The sequence below is a fragment of the Nocardioides sp. Kera G14 genome (assembly GCF_020715565.1).
GTDB lineage: Bacteria > Actinomycetota > Actinomycetes > Propionibacteriales > Nocardioidaceae > Nocardioides.
Genome location: NZ_CP085839.1, coordinates 858,599 through 874,273, shown reverse-complemented (window position 1 = coordinate 874,273; position 15,675 = coordinate 858,599). Strand labels below are relative to the sequence as shown.

The 15,675-nt window shown below is 70.0% G+C and carries 15 protein-coding genes and 1 riboswitch; of the genes, 8 read left to right on the top strand and 7 right to left on the bottom strand.

Annotated elements, in window-relative coordinates; translation table 11 throughout:
- Window positions 1–62 precede the first annotated feature (62 nt).
- From LH076_RS04340 to LH076_RS04320, 5 genes are all read left to right on the top strand, one after another.
- Complete coding sequence (locus tag LH076_RS04340) at window positions 63–608, top strand: hypothetical protein (protein WP_227782775.1); 546 nt, start codon at window positions 63–65, stop codon at window positions 606–608.
- 124 nt (window positions 609–732) lie between these two features.
- Window positions 733–1,476, top strand: coding sequence for a LysM peptidoglycan-binding domain-containing protein (locus tag LH076_RS04335; protein ID WP_227782774.1), 744 nt, complete (start codon window positions 733–735; stop codon window positions 1,474–1,476).
- Entirely contained in the window at window positions 1,473–1,964 is a 492-nt protein-coding gene (locus LH076_RS04330; protein ID WP_227782773.1) for an Rv3235 family protein, read from the top strand. Before LH076_RS04335 ends, LH076_RS04330 begins: the two co-directional genes overlap by 4 nt.
- A gap of 44 nt (window positions 1,965–2,008) precedes the next feature.
- Window positions 2,009–2,866 carry an EamA family transporter gene (locus tag LH076_RS04325; protein ID WP_227782772.1) on the top strand — a complete coding sequence of 286 codons (858 nt, stop codon included), beginning with the start codon at window positions 2,009–2,011 and terminating at the stop codon, window positions 2,864–2,866.
- A gap of 27 nt (window positions 2,867–2,893) precedes the next feature.
- On the top strand, window positions 2,894–3,826 hold the full coding sequence (locus LH076_RS04320; protein ID WP_227782771.1) for an alpha/beta fold hydrolase: 933 nt from the start codon (window positions 2,894–2,896) through the stop codon (window positions 3,824–3,826).
- Here LH076_RS04320 and LH076_RS04315 read toward each other — a convergent pair.
- From LH076_RS04315 to LH076_RS04295, 5 genes are read right to left on the bottom strand one after another with little or no spacing between them, the layout of a single operon-like run.
- A complete protein-coding gene (locus LH076_RS04315) occupies window positions 3,801–4,613 on the bottom strand; it encodes an ECF transporter S component (RefSeq protein WP_227782770.1) in 813 nt (270 codons plus the stop codon). The genes LH076_RS04320 and LH076_RS04315 overlap by 26 nt on opposite strands.
- Entirely contained in the window at window positions 4,610–6,232 is a 1,623-nt protein-coding gene (locus LH076_RS04310) for an ABC transporter ATP-binding protein (protein WP_227782769.1), read from the bottom strand. The genes LH076_RS04315 and LH076_RS04310 overlap by 4 nt, the downstream gene beginning before the upstream one ends.
- A complete protein-coding gene (locus tag LH076_RS04305; RefSeq protein ID WP_227782768.1) occupies window positions 6,229–7,341 on the bottom strand; it encodes an energy-coupling factor transporter transmembrane component T in 1,113 nt (370 codons plus the stop codon). Before LH076_RS04305 ends, LH076_RS04310 begins: the two co-directional genes overlap by 4 nt.
- Window positions 7,338–8,201, bottom strand: coding sequence for a hypothetical protein (locus LH076_RS04300; protein ID WP_227782767.1), 864 nt, complete (start codon window positions 8,199–8,201; stop codon window positions 7,338–7,340). Before LH076_RS04300 ends, LH076_RS04305 begins: the two co-directional genes overlap by 4 nt.
- The gene (locus LH076_RS04295) at window positions 8,198–9,841 is read right to left on the bottom strand and encodes a prenyltransferase/squalene oxidase repeat-containing protein (RefSeq protein WP_227782766.1); all 1,644 of its coding nucleotides are present in this window, start codon (window positions 9,839–9,841) and stop codon (window positions 8,198–8,200) included. The genes LH076_RS04300 and LH076_RS04295 overlap by 4 nt, the downstream gene beginning before the upstream one ends.
- A gap of 110 nt (window positions 9,842–9,951) precedes the next feature.
- Window positions 9,952–10,023: riboswitch (cobalamin riboswitch) on the bottom strand.
- An 83-nt stretch (window positions 10,024–10,106) separates the two neighbouring features.
- Between LH076_RS04295 and LH076_RS04290 the strand changes: the two genes are divergently transcribed.
- From LH076_RS04290 to LH076_RS04280, 3 genes are read left to right on the top strand one after another with little or no spacing between them, the layout of a single operon-like run.
- Window positions 10,107–10,730: a nucleoside deaminase gene (locus LH076_RS04290; protein WP_227782765.1), complete on the top strand. Its 624-nt coding sequence runs from the start codon at window positions 10,107–10,109 to the stop codon at window positions 10,728–10,730.
- Window positions 10,723–12,228: a spermidine synthase gene (locus LH076_RS04285; RefSeq protein ID WP_227782764.1), complete on the top strand. Its 1,506-nt coding sequence runs from the start codon at window positions 10,723–10,725 to the stop codon at window positions 12,226–12,228. The genes LH076_RS04290 and LH076_RS04285 overlap by 8 nt, the downstream gene beginning before the upstream one ends.
- 31 nt (window positions 12,229–12,259) lie before the next feature.
- Entirely contained in the window at window positions 12,260–13,309 is a 1,050-nt protein-coding gene (locus LH076_RS04280) for a type IV toxin-antitoxin system AbiEi family antitoxin domain-containing protein (protein WP_227782763.1), read from the top strand.
- 52 nt (window positions 13,310–13,361) lie between these two features.
- Here LH076_RS04280 and LH076_RS04275 read toward each other — a convergent pair whose 3' ends face one another.
- The gene (locus LH076_RS04275; RefSeq protein ID WP_227782762.1) at window positions 13,362–14,162 is read right to left on the bottom strand and encodes an NYN domain-containing protein; all 801 of its coding nucleotides are present in this window, start codon (window positions 14,160–14,162) and stop codon (window positions 13,362–13,364) included.
- Window positions 14,163–14,166: 4 nt separating this feature from the next.
- On the bottom strand, window positions 14,167–15,675 hold the full coding sequence (gene gatB, locus LH076_RS04270) for an Asp-tRNA(Asn)/Glu-tRNA(Gln) amidotransferase subunit GatB (protein ID WP_227782761.1): 1,509 nt from the start codon (window positions 15,673–15,675) through the stop codon (window positions 14,167–14,169).

Here is a 15,675-nt window from a genome sequence, read left to right as displayed (position 1 = left end):
CCGGGCTTTCCTGCCCCCGAATCCGGGCCTTCCTCCCGCCGAATCCCGTCTAGGCTGCGGCCATGTCCGGAGAGGCCTCGTGGGAGCGCTACCTCTTCGGGGTGCTCGATGACCTGGAGGCACAGGCCGGGGCCGCCTTCGCGGCGGAGCGCGCCGAGGAGATCGAGGACCGGGCGCGGGCCGAGTACGTCAATGTCACCCTCGCCTCGCGGCTGATGGCCGAGGTCGGGCGCGAGCTCACCCTCACCCTCGCCGGCGTCGGCCCGGTGACCGGCACCCTCCAGCGTGTGGCGACCGGCTGGCTCCTGCTCGACTCCGCGGGCGCCGAATGGATCGTGCGGCACAACGTCATCACGTCGGCCAGGCCGGTCGGGAGCCGTGCCGTGCCCGAGGTCGCCTGGCCGGTGGCCGCGAGGCTCCGGCTCCCTTCGGCCGTACGCCGTCTCGCCGACGCCGCGTCCTACTGCGTCTTCCATCAGACCGACGGCGGACGTCACGAGGGGGTGCCGGTCCGCGTCGGGCAGGACTTCATCGAGGTCAGCTACGGCGAGCCGGCCCAACTGATGCTCGTGCCGATCCCCACCCTTGCGGCGATCCAGAGCCGCTAGCTCCTCGTCCCGGACGTCGGTTGGTTGTCCACAGCCGCTGTCGCGTGCCCTTGACCCGAACTGAAAGCGCGTGTTCCATACATAAACGGACGCAAACGCATTGGTTCTCGGGAAAGGACATCCCATGCGACTGCCGAACCCCCTTGCTCTCCTCCGCCGACTCGGCGTGGGTGGCGGAGCCTCCGCCGGAGCCGCCGGCCTTGCGGCTCCTCTGTGGCGCCTCATCACCACGCCTTCGGCCGGCCCGCTCCGCTTCGACGAGCTGCTCGTCCGCGGCTGCGCCGTCGCACTCCTCCTCTGCCTGCTCTGGGCCTGGCTTGCTGTCATGGCCGTGGTCCTCGAGTCGCTCGGATCGACCCCGACGCTGACCTCGTCGTCCTCGCTCGGCCTTCCCGTCGCCGTACGCCGACTGGTGCTGAGCCTGTGCGGTGCGGCCCTCGCGGCGTCGGCCTCACCGGCTCTTGCGTCACCCGGGACCGACTCCGGCGGGAATCCCGAGTGGGCGGTGCCGGCGTTGATGGCCGGCCTGCCCTATCCCGACCGGGCGATGGACGCCGACGCCCTGACGGAGCACGGCTCGACGCCGCAGCGCCGGAAGCAGACCGTTCCTGCAGTCCCACGGCACGACACGCCGAGGCCTGCGGCGAGTCGGCCGGTGTCGGCGCAGGAACGGACGGAGGGCGCAGTCGTCGTCCGCCGCGGGGACTCGCTCTGGACGATCGCGGCCGGCCGATTGGCTGATGCGAGCGACGAGGATGTTGACCGAGCGTGGCATGCCCTCTATCTCGCCAACCGCAAGGTGATCGGTGAGGACCCCTCGCTCATCACACCGGGCATGCGTCTCGAGCTGCCGGAGGCTCTGCGATGAGCGTCGTGAGTCTCCCGGCCGTGCCGGTCGCGAGCGTGCAGGGCACCCTCGCCCTCGCGCTGGAGCCCCGGCGGGCCGTGCCCACCCGACGTCCCGAGCGGGCCGGCGCGGGCGCTGACGTCATCGAGATCGGGCGGACGGCGCGCCGAGAGCTGGAGCTGTGGGCCACCCGCTTCACCCAGGCCGCGGTCGAGATCGTCGGTGGTGACCGGCCCTCGAGCCAGCTCGTCCGGTGGTGCGTCCCGAGTGTCTTCGAGGATCTGAAGCGCCGTGCCGAGCTCGTCGGCCGCGCCGGTGGTCACCGACCGGGCGAGGGACGGGTCGCCGCTGTGCATCCGCGCGTCGTCGGCGTGCACACCTGCTTCGTCACCGACGAGATCGTGGAGGCGGGCCTGCACGTCCGCTACGGCCACCGGTCCCGTGCGATCGCTGCCCGCTTCGAGCGCCGCAACGACAGGTGGCTGTGCACGGCCCTCGACTTCAGCTGAGGGCCGCGCACGGTGTGCCGGGCCCGCGGCGATAGCGTCACTCCGTGCCCGCCGCCCCTCGCTCACTCGGTCCGGTCGGCCTCGTCATCCTCGGCGTCGTCTCGGTGCAACTCGGCGCGGCGATCGGGAAGTCCCTCTTCGACGAGATCTCCCCGACGACGGTGGTGTGGCTGAGGTTGGCCACCTCGACGGTCGTGCTGTTGGCCTGGGCGCGGCCGACCATCCGCGGCAGGCGCTGGCCGGACCTCTGGCCGGTCCTCGCCCTCGGCGTCACTCTCGGCGCGATGAACTGGGCGATCTACCAGTCGTTCGAGCGGATCCCGCTGGGCATCGCGATCACCATCGAGCTCGCCGGGCCGCTGACCCTCGCCGTCCTGAAGTCGCACCGCCCGGCCGACCTGATCTGGATCGGACTCGCGGCCGTCGGCGTGGCCCTGCTGGGCTTCGAGCCGGGTGACCTGACAGTCGCCGGCGTCCTCTTCGCGGTCGCGGCGGGAGCCCTGTGGGCGACGTACATCCTCCTGACCGCACGCATCGGCCGGGCCTGGTCCGGCGTCGACGGTCTGGCCATCGCCTCGGCCGTCGCCCTCCTCTGCCTCTCGCCGGTCCTCGTCGGCGGCGGCCATCTGGGCGACCTCGGCAGCACGCGGATCTGGCTGATCGGCGCAGCGGTCGGGCTGCTGTCCTCCGTGGTGCCGTACTCGGCGGAGATGTTCGCGCTGCGCAGCCTGTCCCCCGTCATCTTCGGCGTGCTCGTCTCACTCGACCCAGCGGCAGCCGCGCTGGCCGCCTTCGCCGTGATCGGCGAATCCCTGTCGCTGCTGCAGTGGCTCGCCATCGCGTGCGTGGTGGCCGCGAGCGTCGGCATGACCCGCTCGGGCCGTGAGACCCTCGTCGACTGACGTGGTTCCGTCAGGCAGAATCGGTGCATGCGGACTCCACCCTCGGCCACCGCAGCCGCCTCCCCGATCGCCTACTACGACGTCCTGTCCGATGACGGCACGGTCCTGCGCGCCTGGACGAACGATCCCGACGGCCGCATCGACGGGCCGACGGTCGTCCTCTGCAACGGCCTGGCGACCACGGCCTGGTCGTGGCCGGCACTGCTGTCGTCCGACTGCGAGGTGCGGGTCGTCTCGTGGAACCACCGCGGCACCGGCGGCTCGGAGCGGCCGGCGGACCCGACCGCGGTCGGCGTGGACCACTTCGTCGAGGACGCACTCTCGGTGATGGACCACTTCGGCATCACGAAGACCGTCCTCGTCGGCTGGTCGATGGGCGTCAACACCATGTTCGAGCTCGCGGCCGCCCACCCAGAGAGGGTCTCCGGCCTCTTCGCCGTCGCGGGCGTGCCGGGCAACGTCTTCGCCGGTCTGCTCGGGCCGCTGGGCATCCCGGCCCCCGTGACCCGCATCGTCGCGCAGTCCTGGTCGCGTTCGCTGCGTCGGGTCGGTCCCCTGCTGTCCCCGTTGACGCGCCGCCTGCCGATCAGCGAGTGGACCATCCATGCCATCTCCCGCACTGGGCTGATCGGCCGGATGGCCGACACCGAGCTCGCGGCGCTGGCGCTGGCGGAGTTCCTGACCACCCCGGTCGACTGGTACTTCCACCTCGCGCTGCGCTCGGCCGACCACCGCTTCGCCTCGCTGCGCCGGATCAAGGTGCCCGTGCAGTTCGTCGGCGGCACGTTCGACCTGCTGTCGTCCTCGCGTCGAATGGCATCGGCCGCCGCTCAGCTCGCCGACGCCGAGGTCCTCGAGCTGCGGGCGTCGCACTTCATCCCGCTCGAGCAGCCCGACCGGGTACACCGGCTGCTGGTGGACTTCGTCGCGCGAGTCAACGCGCCGGCGCAGCGTCCCTGATCTCGCCGGTCACCGTCGCCCGCCGGGCGGCACGGCGCAGCGTCGTCATCACCGCGCCGCCCAGCACGACGATCGCGACAGCGGTGGTCAGCGCACGCATCAGGTCGTAGCTGGTCGTCGAGGTGACGAGCGTGTAGCGCAGGAAGGTCACGACGTTGGTCGCGAAACTCGCGCTCGGGTCGAACGCGAGCGGCTCGTGATGCCCCGGCACCGACACCCCCGCCAGCATCGGCCAGCCCTGCAGGTTGAGCAGCAACCCGTAGAGGAACGAGACGACGACGCCGTACGCCGCCAGCACGGCGATCTCCACCCGGCCGGTGATCCGACGCGGGAGCAGGCCGGCGCCGAGGCCGATCCACGCCGAGCAGAGCATCTGGTACGGCAGCCAAGGCCCGACGCCCGCGGTGAGCAGCGCGCTGGCGAAGAGGCTCGTGCAGCCGAGCACGAACCCGAACGCGGGACCGTAGACCCGCCCTCCGAGGATGATCAGGAAGAAGACGAACTCCACGCCTGCTGTCCCTGCACTCAGGCCACGGAGGATGGCATCCACGGCGCTCAGGACCCCGAGGATGGCCAGCGCACGCGCGTCGAGGCCATCCTCGCTCAGCTCGGCGACGACGACGAGCACGACGATCGGCAGCAGCAGCATGAAGACCCAGGGCGGCTGCACCAACTGGCCGTCCGCGCGGTTGACCAGGAGCGGCCAGGCGAGCGTGATCAGGCCGAAGATGCTGGCGATCGCGATCGTGAAGGCGCTCCGGGCCGAGAGGCGGATCATCCTCGTCATGCCGGTGCGCCTTCTGCCTCGAGCGCGCGGCGTACGTCCTCGACGGTGAGCCAGGGAGCGCCGAGGACCTTGGTGACCTGAGGGGCGAACGCGGGGCTCTCGGTCAGGACCGCGTGTGCCGGGCCGTCGCTGATGAGCTCGCCCTCGGCGAGGACGAGGACCCGGTCGGCGATGTGGGCGGCGAACTCCACGTCGTGCGTGGCCACGAGCACGCTCCGCCCCTCAGCCGCGAGGCTGTGGAGGATGTCGGCGAGCGCCGACTTGGCGGCGTAGTCGAGGCCACGTGTGGGCTCGTCGAGGAGGATCACGGGCGGATCACCGGCGAGGACGAGCGCGAGGGCGAGGGCCAGCTGCTGTCCCTCGGAGAGGTCGCGCGGATGCGTGTCGTCGTCGATCCCCGGCACGAGCCGGTCGAGGAGCTCGCGCGTCTTCGGACCACCGTCCGCGCACTCCTCCGCCACCGTCTCGAGGTAGAGCAGGTCGCTCGCCGTCTGCGGCAGCAGCCCGACGAGTCGGCGGCGCTGCTCGGGCTTCACTGCGGCCGGATCGGTCCCGTCGATCTCGACACTGCCTGCCCTCCGCGCCTGGGAGCCCTGGAGGGTCCAGAGCAGTGTGGACTTGCCGGAGCCGTTGCGGCCCATGAGCGCAGCGATCTCCCCGGCTCGGAGTATCAGGTCCAGGCCCTTCAGCACCTCGGTCGCGCCCCTCACGACGCGTAGAGCCTTCGCCTCCGCCGTGCGATCAGCTTGGGAAGGGGGCGCCGCTATCTCAGACATCCTCGCTCGCTCCGCTCGCTGCGGAACTCGCGCGGCGCCCCCTTCCCAACCCGCCCGCACGGCTTTCCTGGCCTCGCGCACGGTCAACGGGAGGGGATCGAGGTCAAGGAGACGACCGAGCTCGACGAGCGGCGGGGCGACGGGCGAGGTTGCGAGTACCTCGGCGGGGTCCCCGATCTCAAGCCGACCGTCTCCGCGCAGCAACGCGATGCGGTCGGCGAAGGGGACGACCCGCTCGAGGCGGTGCTCGGCCATCAGGACGCTGACGCCGACGTCTTCGACGAGGCGGCTCACCGTGGCGAGGACGTCCTCAGCGGCGGTGGGGTCGAGGGCCGAGGTCGGCTCGTCGAGCACGAGGAGTCGCGGATGCATGGTGAGCACGGAGCCGAGCGCGACCCGCTGTTGCTGGCCGCCGCTCAGGGTGCGGAGATCGCGGGTGCGAAGCTCCGCGATCCCCAGCAGATCAAGGGTCTCCTCGACCCGTCGACGCATGGCCGACGGTGCGAGGCCGAGCTGCTCCATGCCGTAGGCCAGCTCCTCATCGACCGTGTCGGTGACGAAGCCTGCGACCGGATCCTGGCCGACGACACCGATCACCTCGGCCCGCTCCCGGGGCGGGGCGTGCAGGATCGAGACACCGTCGAGGAGAACGTCCCCGGTGAGTGATCCGCCGGTGAACCGCGGCACCAGTCCGCTCACGACGCCGAGCAGCGTCGACTTGCCGGCGCCCGTCGGGCCGGCGAGCACGACGAGCTCGCCCGCCGCGATCGTGAGGTCGACGCCGTCGAGGACCGGGGCCGGTCGGTCCGGCAGGGCGACGGAGACGTGGCGCAGTTCGATCATGCGGCCACCGCCTCGGACAGCTCAGGAAGTCGGGGCAGCTCGGTGGGGCTCGGCATCGGCGCCACCACCGCCGGCAGTACGCCGACCACGACCGTCAGAAGTCCCGTGAGTGTCACGAACGGTGCCTCCGTGAGTGACGGATAGGCGGACTCCGGCTGATGATGCCCGACCAGCCAGCCGCCGACCGCCGTGACGACACCGCTCGCGACCACGAGCAACTCCGGCGCGCGCCAGGGCACGGGCCGGTAGATCGTGCGCTCCACCCGGCGCCCTGCGACCACCAGGCCCAGCACCGCCAAGCCGCCACCGGCAGCGAGCATCAGCCCCGCGGCCCAGCCTGCGACGAAGGTCGGGTCGAGGACGGCGTACGCACCGACACAGAGGCCACCGAGGCCGACCAGCAGCAGGAGACCGGTCAGGCGCCGGGCGCCCGGTGCGGCCGGACCTGTGCGGCCGTAGCCGCGGGTGTCCATCCCGGCGGCCAGGCTGAGGGATCGCTCGAGCGCGCCCTCGAGCACGGGGACGACGATCCGTCGCATCCGGTGCGCACGCCCGGCATGGCTCTCACGCAACTGTTGCGCGCGGCGGACACGCTGCAGGCTCTCGCCGAGCTGCGGCAGCACGGTCACCGCGACGACGAGGGCGGTGCCGATCTCGTAGAGCGCCGGCGGCAGTGAGCGGAGCAACCGTTTGGGGTTCGCGAGGGCGTTGGCGGCGCCGACGGCGACCATGATGCCGGCCAGCCGGAGCCCGTCGTATAGGCCGGCGAGTACAGACTCCTGCGTGATCGACCCGAAGAGCGAGATGCCCAGAACCCAGTCAGGCAAAGGGATCTCGGGAAGATCGAGCCACACGATGCTGCCCACTCCCCCGCCCAGCACGATCCGGAACGCCACGCGGAGCGCCACGACGAAGGCTGCCGCGATGAGGTAGTAACGGAACGCCTTCGCCCACGGCTGCTCGGTCCGGCGCGCGGCCACGACGACCACGGCGATCGCGATCAGGGTGAGCAGGAGCCATGGGTTCGTCGTCTGGGAGGCGTACGCCGCCAGCCCGATCGCCCACAACCACCAGGCGACCGGGTGGAGCTCGCGCGCCGGTCCGATCAAGAGCTCTGCTTCCTCCACAACGTGACGCCGCCCGCCAGGGCGATGATCACGACGATGACGGCCGGGCCGGCCCAGCCGGGCAGACCACCGCTGTCGCTGGCCGTGGCCGACGCCGGTGTGGCGTCGAGGTCGCCCGTGGACGAGGTCGCGGAGGGCGAGTCGGTCGTTGCGGTGACTGCGGCGGAGGCGGGTGCCGAGCTCACGGAGGCCGTCGAGGTGGGCGTTGTCGTCGCAGACGAGCTCACCGACGCACTCGTCGAGGAGCTCGCCGACGCAGTGGTCGTCGGGGTGGCCCTCGGGGTGGCCGAGGCAGTCTTCGAGGCCACGGTCGAGTGTGGCTTCTTCACCGACGTCGCGGATTGCTTCGCGCTCGGCGTGGCGGTAGGCGTCGGCTTCGATGTCGCGACAACCGGCTGCTGCGGGGCGGTGCCGGGCGGCGTACGGGAGTTGGAGTCCTGCCAGACGAAGGCGACGCTGTCACCGGAGGCGACGGGCTGGGTGTAGACGCCCTGGCTGGCGTAGGTCCAGGCTCCACCCTGCTTGGAGACGAAGAGGCCCCAGTAGGCGTTGGTCGCCTCGCACTGGTCCCCCGAGTCGGGCTTGCCGTTGACTCGGCAGACGAAGCCGGGGTTCTGGGCGTCTTCGGTGAGCGTGACGCCGGCGGAGGTGAACGCCTTGGACGCCTTGGCGCCGGAACCACAACCGGTGCTCACGCCGCCACCGAGGTCGCCGAATTCGACCACGACGCCGACGCCCGAGGACGTGCAGTAGGCCGCACTCGCAGGCGGAGAGGAAAGGCCGATGGCGGCGGAGGCCACCAGGACCACCGCCGCCATCAGCCCTGACAGGCGCCGGATCAACGGGTGACCTTGATCTTCACCGTGCCGGTGCGGTTCGCGAAGGCGCCGGTAGCGGCGAGCTTGGCCTTGCCGAGCTTGGTGCTCTTGGCGACCTTCTTCTTCACGGTCGCCTTGCCGCCCGAGTTGGCGAGCGCGGTGCCGAACCGCTTCTTGCCGAGCTTGATGGTCACCTTCTCGCCTGCCCAGAGGCCGGTGATGGTGACGGCGAGGCGCTTGCCGCGCTTGATCTTCTTCTTGGCGATGACCTTGAGCGACGTCGCGGTGTTGATCGCGAATGAGGCACGGGCCGTGGCCCCGGAGGCCGTCGTGACCGAGATCGGCGCCGAGGCGACACCGGTGGGTGCGGTGATGCTTGCCCCAGTGGCACCAGCGCGAAGGAGCTTCGACGACGTGCCCGCGACAGTCACGCAGAGCGCGTCGCCGGGGTTGGCTCCGGAGATCCGAAGCGTGCCTGTCGCACCGGAGCGGAGAGCAGGAACCGAGAGGGTCGGAGTGGGGTTCGTCGTCGGGAGCGCCCCGAGGGCCGCGAGTGACTGGGCGGTCACCGAGACGGCCGAGCCTACGCCGGCGGCGTCGAGTCCGCTGGCGAGGTTCCCGGCGAAGGTGTCCTCGTTGTAGGAGAGCGCACCGCGGTCCTTCGCCAGGGGCGTCGGGCAGCCTGTGAAGGCCACGGCCTGACGGCCGCGGAGCCAGACGGCGGCCTTCCGCGCCTCACCCGCCTTGCCGACGACCCGCAGGGCACGCCCGGCGATGCCGGTCGAGTTCCCGCTCACGCCGTACCACTCGCTGAAACTGCCGTCGGCCTTGGACTGGTCTTCCACGAGCCAGTCCGTGGCCTTGCTGAGGGCGGTGGTCACCGCGTCCGTCTTCGCCGATGCCGGGAGCGCAGAGAGGAAGAGCACCGCCGAGCCGGTGGCGTCGGGGCTGGAGGCCGTGAGGTCGGTGTCCGTCGAGGCGGAGTCGTCCGCGCAGGTCTGCGCCGAGGCATCTATCGGGCTGAACTTCGTGCGGAAGCCACCGTCAGCGCACTGCTGATCCAGCAGGTAGTGGAGGGCGGCGTCGGTCTTGGCCGACGCCGCCTGTGCCAACGCGAGCACAGCCCACGCCTGGGCGTCGGTGCCGGTGTACTCGTTGAAGGTCTTGTCCGTCAGGCGACCGGTAGCAGCGGCGTTGACCGTGCTTGTCTTGGTGGTCGGGGTGTACGTCGGCGCCGGGTACGTCGTGACCGAGACCGTGCCACTGCCGTCCGAGATGTCACTCTCCAACTCGGTGAGGAGGCCGGAGTCCGGGGTGGCGAATTGCGAGGCCCAGAGGCCGGCGGCGATCTCCTGGCTGGCGGCGGAGTCGCTGCCGATCTGGCCGTGCGCAGCCGCGGCGACCTTGCTAGCCACCGTCGCGGCGGTCGGGTCCGCCACCTCGGAGAGGCTCTTGGCGACGTCGGCGGTGACCGCGATGCTCGCCGTCTTGCCGTCGAAGCCGGGCAGAAGGCCGTTGCTGTCCGCCTTGCTGTTCAGCCAGGCGATGGCGTCGGTGAGCCCCACGGGCTGGGCGTCGACCGCATGCGCCGCACTCGGGACGAAGGTCAGACCGGCGGCGGTGAGAGCCGCGGCGGCCAGGGTGGGCGCGATGCGCAGTGACATCAGAGTGTCCTTCCCGCTGCAACAGCGGGAGCCTCGACACCGTCTCGGGAACGGTCCGCGACACCTGCTGTGTTTCCTCGACAGCGTGGTTGTCAGGTCGCGCCGCGGCAGGTGCTCCGGCTCGCCGCCCCGAGGGAGCGGCACACGGTTGCGGGTCAGCGTCGGAGTCTCACCGACTTCCCCCACGAGCGGGCGATATGGATTTGTCCGGGTCCTCGGTCGAGGTGCCCAGCCCGGGACACTACCCCACTGGAAGACTGCCGCCATGATCGATCTCACGGACCCGGTGACCGCAGGCAGGCTGCTCGATGTCATCGAGCACGACGTCGTACCTCTGACTCGGTCGGGCGTCGAGCTCGGCAACAAGATCTTCGGCGCCGCACTCCTCCACCGCGAGACCCTCGAGCTGGTGATCGCCGAGACCAATAACGAGACCGAGAACCCCCTGTGGCATGGCGAGATCCACACGATCAAGCGCTTCTTCGAGCTGCCCGCCAGCGAACGACCGGCGATCGGTGACGTCATCATGCTCGCCACCCACGAGCCCTGCTCACTCTGCCTCTCAGGGGTCGCGTGGAGCGGGATCCCGGAGTTCGCCTACCTCTTCAGCCACGAGGACAGTGCCGAGTCGTTCGCGATCCCCTACGACATCGCCATCCTCAAGGGCGTGTACGCCGTCCCCGACCCCGATCGTGAGACGGCTGCTCCGAAGCGGGATCTCTACAACCGCGTGAACGACTACTTCACGAGTCATGACCTGGCCGACGGCGTACGGGTCCTTGGACGGCCTGAGTTGAATGACCGGGTGACGCGGCTGGCAGGAATCTATGACGAGCTGAGTGCGGTCTATCAGCAGCACAAGGGCGGCGGAGCGATCACGCATGCGTAGGTGGTCGCTCGAGGTGCTCGTCTTCTTCGTGGGTGCGGGCACGCTCGGGGCCGAGATCGCGGCGGCGCGGCTGCTCGCGCCGTGGTTCGGCAGCTCGACGATCGTGTGGGCCAACACCATCGCGATCGTCCTGGTCGCGCTGAGTGTCGGCTACGCCCTCGGCGGCCGACTGGCTGACCGCTCGCCCGATCCGCGGCGCCTCGCCGTGGTGGTGCTCATCGCCTCGGTCCTGTTGGCGATCGTGCCGCTCGTCTCCGGGCCGTTCCTGCGGGCCGCGGTGAGCGCGGTCGACGAGCTCAGCGTGGCGACGTTCCTCGGCTCGCTCGTCGGGGTCGGTGCGCTCGTGGCGGTGCCGTTGCTGCTGCTGGGCATGGTCTCTCCCTTCGCGCTGCGGCTGCGGCTCGGCGCCGTGGCGGACACTGGCCACGCCGGTCGCACGGCGGGACGACTCTCCGCCATCGGCACGGTCGGCTCGCTCGTAGGGACCTTCGCCGCCTCGCTGCTGCTCATCCCCGTCGTCGGGACCCGTCGGACCTTCCTGATCTTCGCCGCGCTGATGGCCCTGGCGGCCGTGCCGTTGCTGGTGGGTCGCGTCCGCTGGGTCGCGGTGATGGTGCCCGCGGCGATCCTCGCCCTCATCGCTGCGCCCACCGGAACGGTCAAGGCCGAGACCTCCGGCGACAGCCGGGTGATCTGGGAGCGCGAGACCGAGTACCAGTACGCCCGGGTCATCGAGGATCCCGACAAGACCCGGTGGCTCGAGCTCAACGAGGGCCATGCCGTGCACTCGGTCTACCGCCCCGGCGAGTGGCTCACCGGCGGCTACTGGGACGAGATGTTCGGCCTCTCGCTCGCCGGTGGCCGCGTGCCGTCGTCCGTCGCGATCCTCGGCTCAGCAGCCGGTACGACGGCACGCCAGATCGGGCACTACTTCCCCTCCACCCGCGTGGACGCTGTGGAGATCGACCCCGACGTCACCTCCGTCGGACTGTCCCTCTTCGACCTGTCGGGCCCCCATCTCGTCACCCACGACGCCGACGCCCGTCCGTGGCTGGGCGCCTCCGACCGTCGCTTCGACGTGATCATGGTGGACGCCTATCGCCAGCCCTACATCCCGTTCTACCTGACGACGCAGGAGTTCTTCTCCTCGGTGCGATCGCATCTCACGCCGGGCGGCGTGCTGGTGCTCAACTCGGCCCATCCCGAGGGCTCCGACACCCTGGAGAAGGCGCTGACCGCCACGCTGCGCTCGGTCTTCGGCGACGACGACGTCTGGCGCAACCCGGCACAGCCGACCAACAGCCAGCTCATCGCCACGCTCGGCGACTCCCCGGTCACCGCGCTCGACGCGGTCGACGTCCCCGACGACGTCTCGTCCCTCGTCAACGACATCGGCAGCCGCCTCGAGCCGGGCCTGCGCGGAGGACCCGTGTGGACCGACGACAAGGCCCCCGTCGAGTGGCTCACCGACATGTCGCTTGCCGGCGAGATCGACTGATCATCCGACCTCGGTAGCTCAGAGTCACCAGGTGACGCTGAGCTACCGGGGTTGTCCACAGCTCGAAGGACGGCCGCTTTTCAGAGTCCGTGTCTCGAGCCAGAGTCAGCACGTGACACTTCCCGACTCCGCCCTCCAGACGGTCATGCGCGAGCAGCTCGCGTACGAACGCAGCGAGCAGGATGGCGTGGTCACCTGGAGGCAACTCATTGCGGGCGGCTGGACGAAGGCCGAGGTACGCCGTGCGGTGCGGCGACGCGAACTGGCGAGGGTTCACCCCGGCGTGTACGTCGACCACACCGGCCCCCTCACGGCACGCCAGCGTGCATGGGCGGCGTTGCTCTGGGCTGGCGGACCGGGCAAGGCCGCGCTATGCGGACCGTCAGTCCTCGGTGTAGCTGCCGATACAGATGAGGTCCATCTCGCGGTGGACGGGCGGCGTCACCCCGCGGCTCGGCCTGGACTCGTCCTCCACCGCGTCACAGGCGTGGCTGGGATGATCCGCGGCGCGACTTCCCCTCCACGTCTAAAGATGGAGCACAACGTGCTCGTCACGATTGCGGCGGCGACCTCGGAAAGCGAGGTGGTGGCCGCACTCGCCGACACGGTCGGACGTTTCGGCACAACCGCTGAGGCGGTTCGGAAGGCCCTCAAGTCGCACCCGCGCCTCCCCCGACGAGCGTTGGTCAGCGCACTGCTCGACGACATCGAGCTCGGCACCGAGTCGGTCCTCGAGCACGGGTTCCTCACCCGCGTGGAACGCCCGCACGCCCTTCCAACACCCACGCGCCAGGCTGCGCGGCAGGACGGTGCCCAGCGACGCGACCTCGCCTATGCGGAGTTCGGGCTGGTGATCGAGCTGGACGGCCGCCTCAACCATGAATCATGGAAGGCCGGAAACCGCGATGCGGCCCGGGACCTCGCCGATCTGGTGGCGGGCCAGTCGGTGTTGAGGCTGCGATGGCAACAGGTGATGGAACAGTCGTGCGAGACCGCGCTTCAGCTTGCACGAGTCCTGTGGAGCCGTGGATGTCGAGTAGTCCCCCAGAGTTGCGGCCCCAACTGCGCCATCAAGCCCTGAACCTCGGTAACGCAGCGTCACCTGGTGACTCTGAGCTACCGAGGTTCAGCGGTCAGTGGGCCTTGGGGTCGCGGACCGAGACCTCCGACGTGCCCTCGCCGCGCATCTCGAAGAGATCGATGGCGGCGAAGAGCTTGGTCCACGTCGAATAGCCGTAGTTCCGCGGGTCGAAGGACGACTGGTTGCGGATCCGTTGGCCGACCGTGCTCACTCGGGCGAAGCCGTCGTCCTCGGCCGCTGAGGCGATCGCGCTACGCAGGACGCCCATCAGCCGGGCGTCGCCCTTGATGTCGTTGGCACTTGTCGCCGTGCCGGCCTTCGGGACGTCAACAGGAGCAGGGTCGGACTTCTTCGCGGCGGTCTTCTTGGCGGAGGCCTTCTTCGCCGGTGCCTTGGCAGGCTCCGCGGCATCGGCCCCGGGAACGACCTTGTCGAGCTCCGTGAAACGAGTGCAGGCGCTCTTGAACGGTGCCGGCGTCTTGCTCCGGCCGTAGCCGTAGACCGCACGCCCCTTTTCCCGCAGGTAGTGCACGAGCGGCGTGAAGTCGGAGTCGCTCGACAGGATCGCGAACGCATCAGGCGAGGCCGAGTGCAGGAGGTCCACCGCATCGATCGCCAGGGCGATGTCGGAGGCGTTCTTCTGTGCGGTCAGGTCGAACTGCTGCATCGGCCGAATCGCCGCGTCGTGGAGCTCAGCGATCCACGGCTTGAGGCCATCCTTGGTCCAGTTGCCGTAGGCGCGCCGGATGTTGCACTCGCCGTACTCCGCCAGGTCGTTGAGCACGAAGTCGATGGACTTCGCGCTGGCGTTGTCGGCGTCGATGAGCAGCGCGATCCGGAACGGCTCGGCCACCGGATCAGCTCAACTTTTCCATGATGATCTCGCGGACGCGGGCGGCGTCGGCCTTGCCACCCATCGACTTCATGATGGGGCCGATGAGGGCGCCCACGGCACCGAGATTGCCACCACGGATCTTCTCGGCGACGGCAGGCTGGGCCTCGATCGCAGCGTCGACCGCCGCCGTGAGGGCGCCGTCGTCGGAGACCACTGTGAGTCCACGAGCAGCGACGATCTCAGCAGGCGAGCCCTCGCCGGCGTACATGCCTTCGAAGACCTGACGGGCCAGCTTGTCGTTGATCGTCTTGTCATCGATCAGGCGCTGAACCTCGACGATCTGCGCCGGCGTCACGCCGACGTCCTCGAGGGCCACTCCGGTGTCGTTGGCGCGGCGGACGAGCTCGGCCATCCACCACTTGCGGGCGACCTGCGGCGTCGCGCCGGCGGCGACCGTCTCCTCGATCAGCGACAGCGCACCCGCGGCGAGCACGTCGCGCATCTCGAGGTCGGTGAATCCGTACTCGGCCTGCAGACGCGCGCGGCGCTCCGACGGCGGCTCGGGCAGCGTCGCGCGCAGCGACTCCACCCACTCACGCGACGGAGCAACCGGAACGAGGTCGGGCTCCGGGAAGTAGCGGTAATCCTCTGCGTCGGACTTCTCACGACCGGACGACGTGGTGCCGTCATCCTCGTGGAAGTGCCGCGTCTCCTGCAGCACCGAGCCGCCGCCCAGCAGGATGCCGGCGTGCCGGGACATCTCGAAGCGCACGGCCCGCTCGACCGACCGCAGCGAGTTCACGTTCTTGGTCTCCGACCGGGTCCCCAGCGTCGAGGAGCCCTTCGGAGCCAGGGAGAGGTTGACGTCGCAGCGCATCGAGCCCTGGTCCATCCGGACGTCCGAGACACCGAGCGCGCGGATCAGCTCACGCAGGGCGGACACGTAAGCCCGGGCGACCAGAGGCGCCTTCTCGCCGGCGCCGAGGATGGGCCGGGTCACGATCTCGATGAGCGGGATGCCCGCACGGTTGTAGTCGATCAGCGAGTAGTCCGCACCATGGATGCGACCTGTCGAGCCACCCACGTGAGTGGCCTTGCCGGTGTCCTCCTCCATGTGCGCGCGCTCGATCTCGATCCGAAAGATCTCCGGCTCGCCCACGCCCTCGTTGATGTCGACGTCGAGATACCCGTTGAAGGCGATCGGCTCGTCGTACTGCGAGGTCTGGAAGTTCTTCGGCATGTCCGGGTAGAAGTAGTTCTTCCGGGCGAAGCGGCACCACTCGGCGATCTCGCAGTTGAGCGCGAGGCCGATCCGGATGGCCGACTCGACGGCCTTGGCGTTGACCACCGGCATCGCGCCCGGCAGGCCGAGGCAGGTCGGGCAGACGTGGCTGTTGGGCTCACCGCCGAAGGTCGCCGGGCAGCCGCAAAACATCTTCGTGTTGGTGTTCAGCTCGACGTGGACCTCCAGGCCCATCGCCGGGTCGAACTTCTCGAGGACTTCCTCGAAGCCGATCAGCGTCTCAGTCAT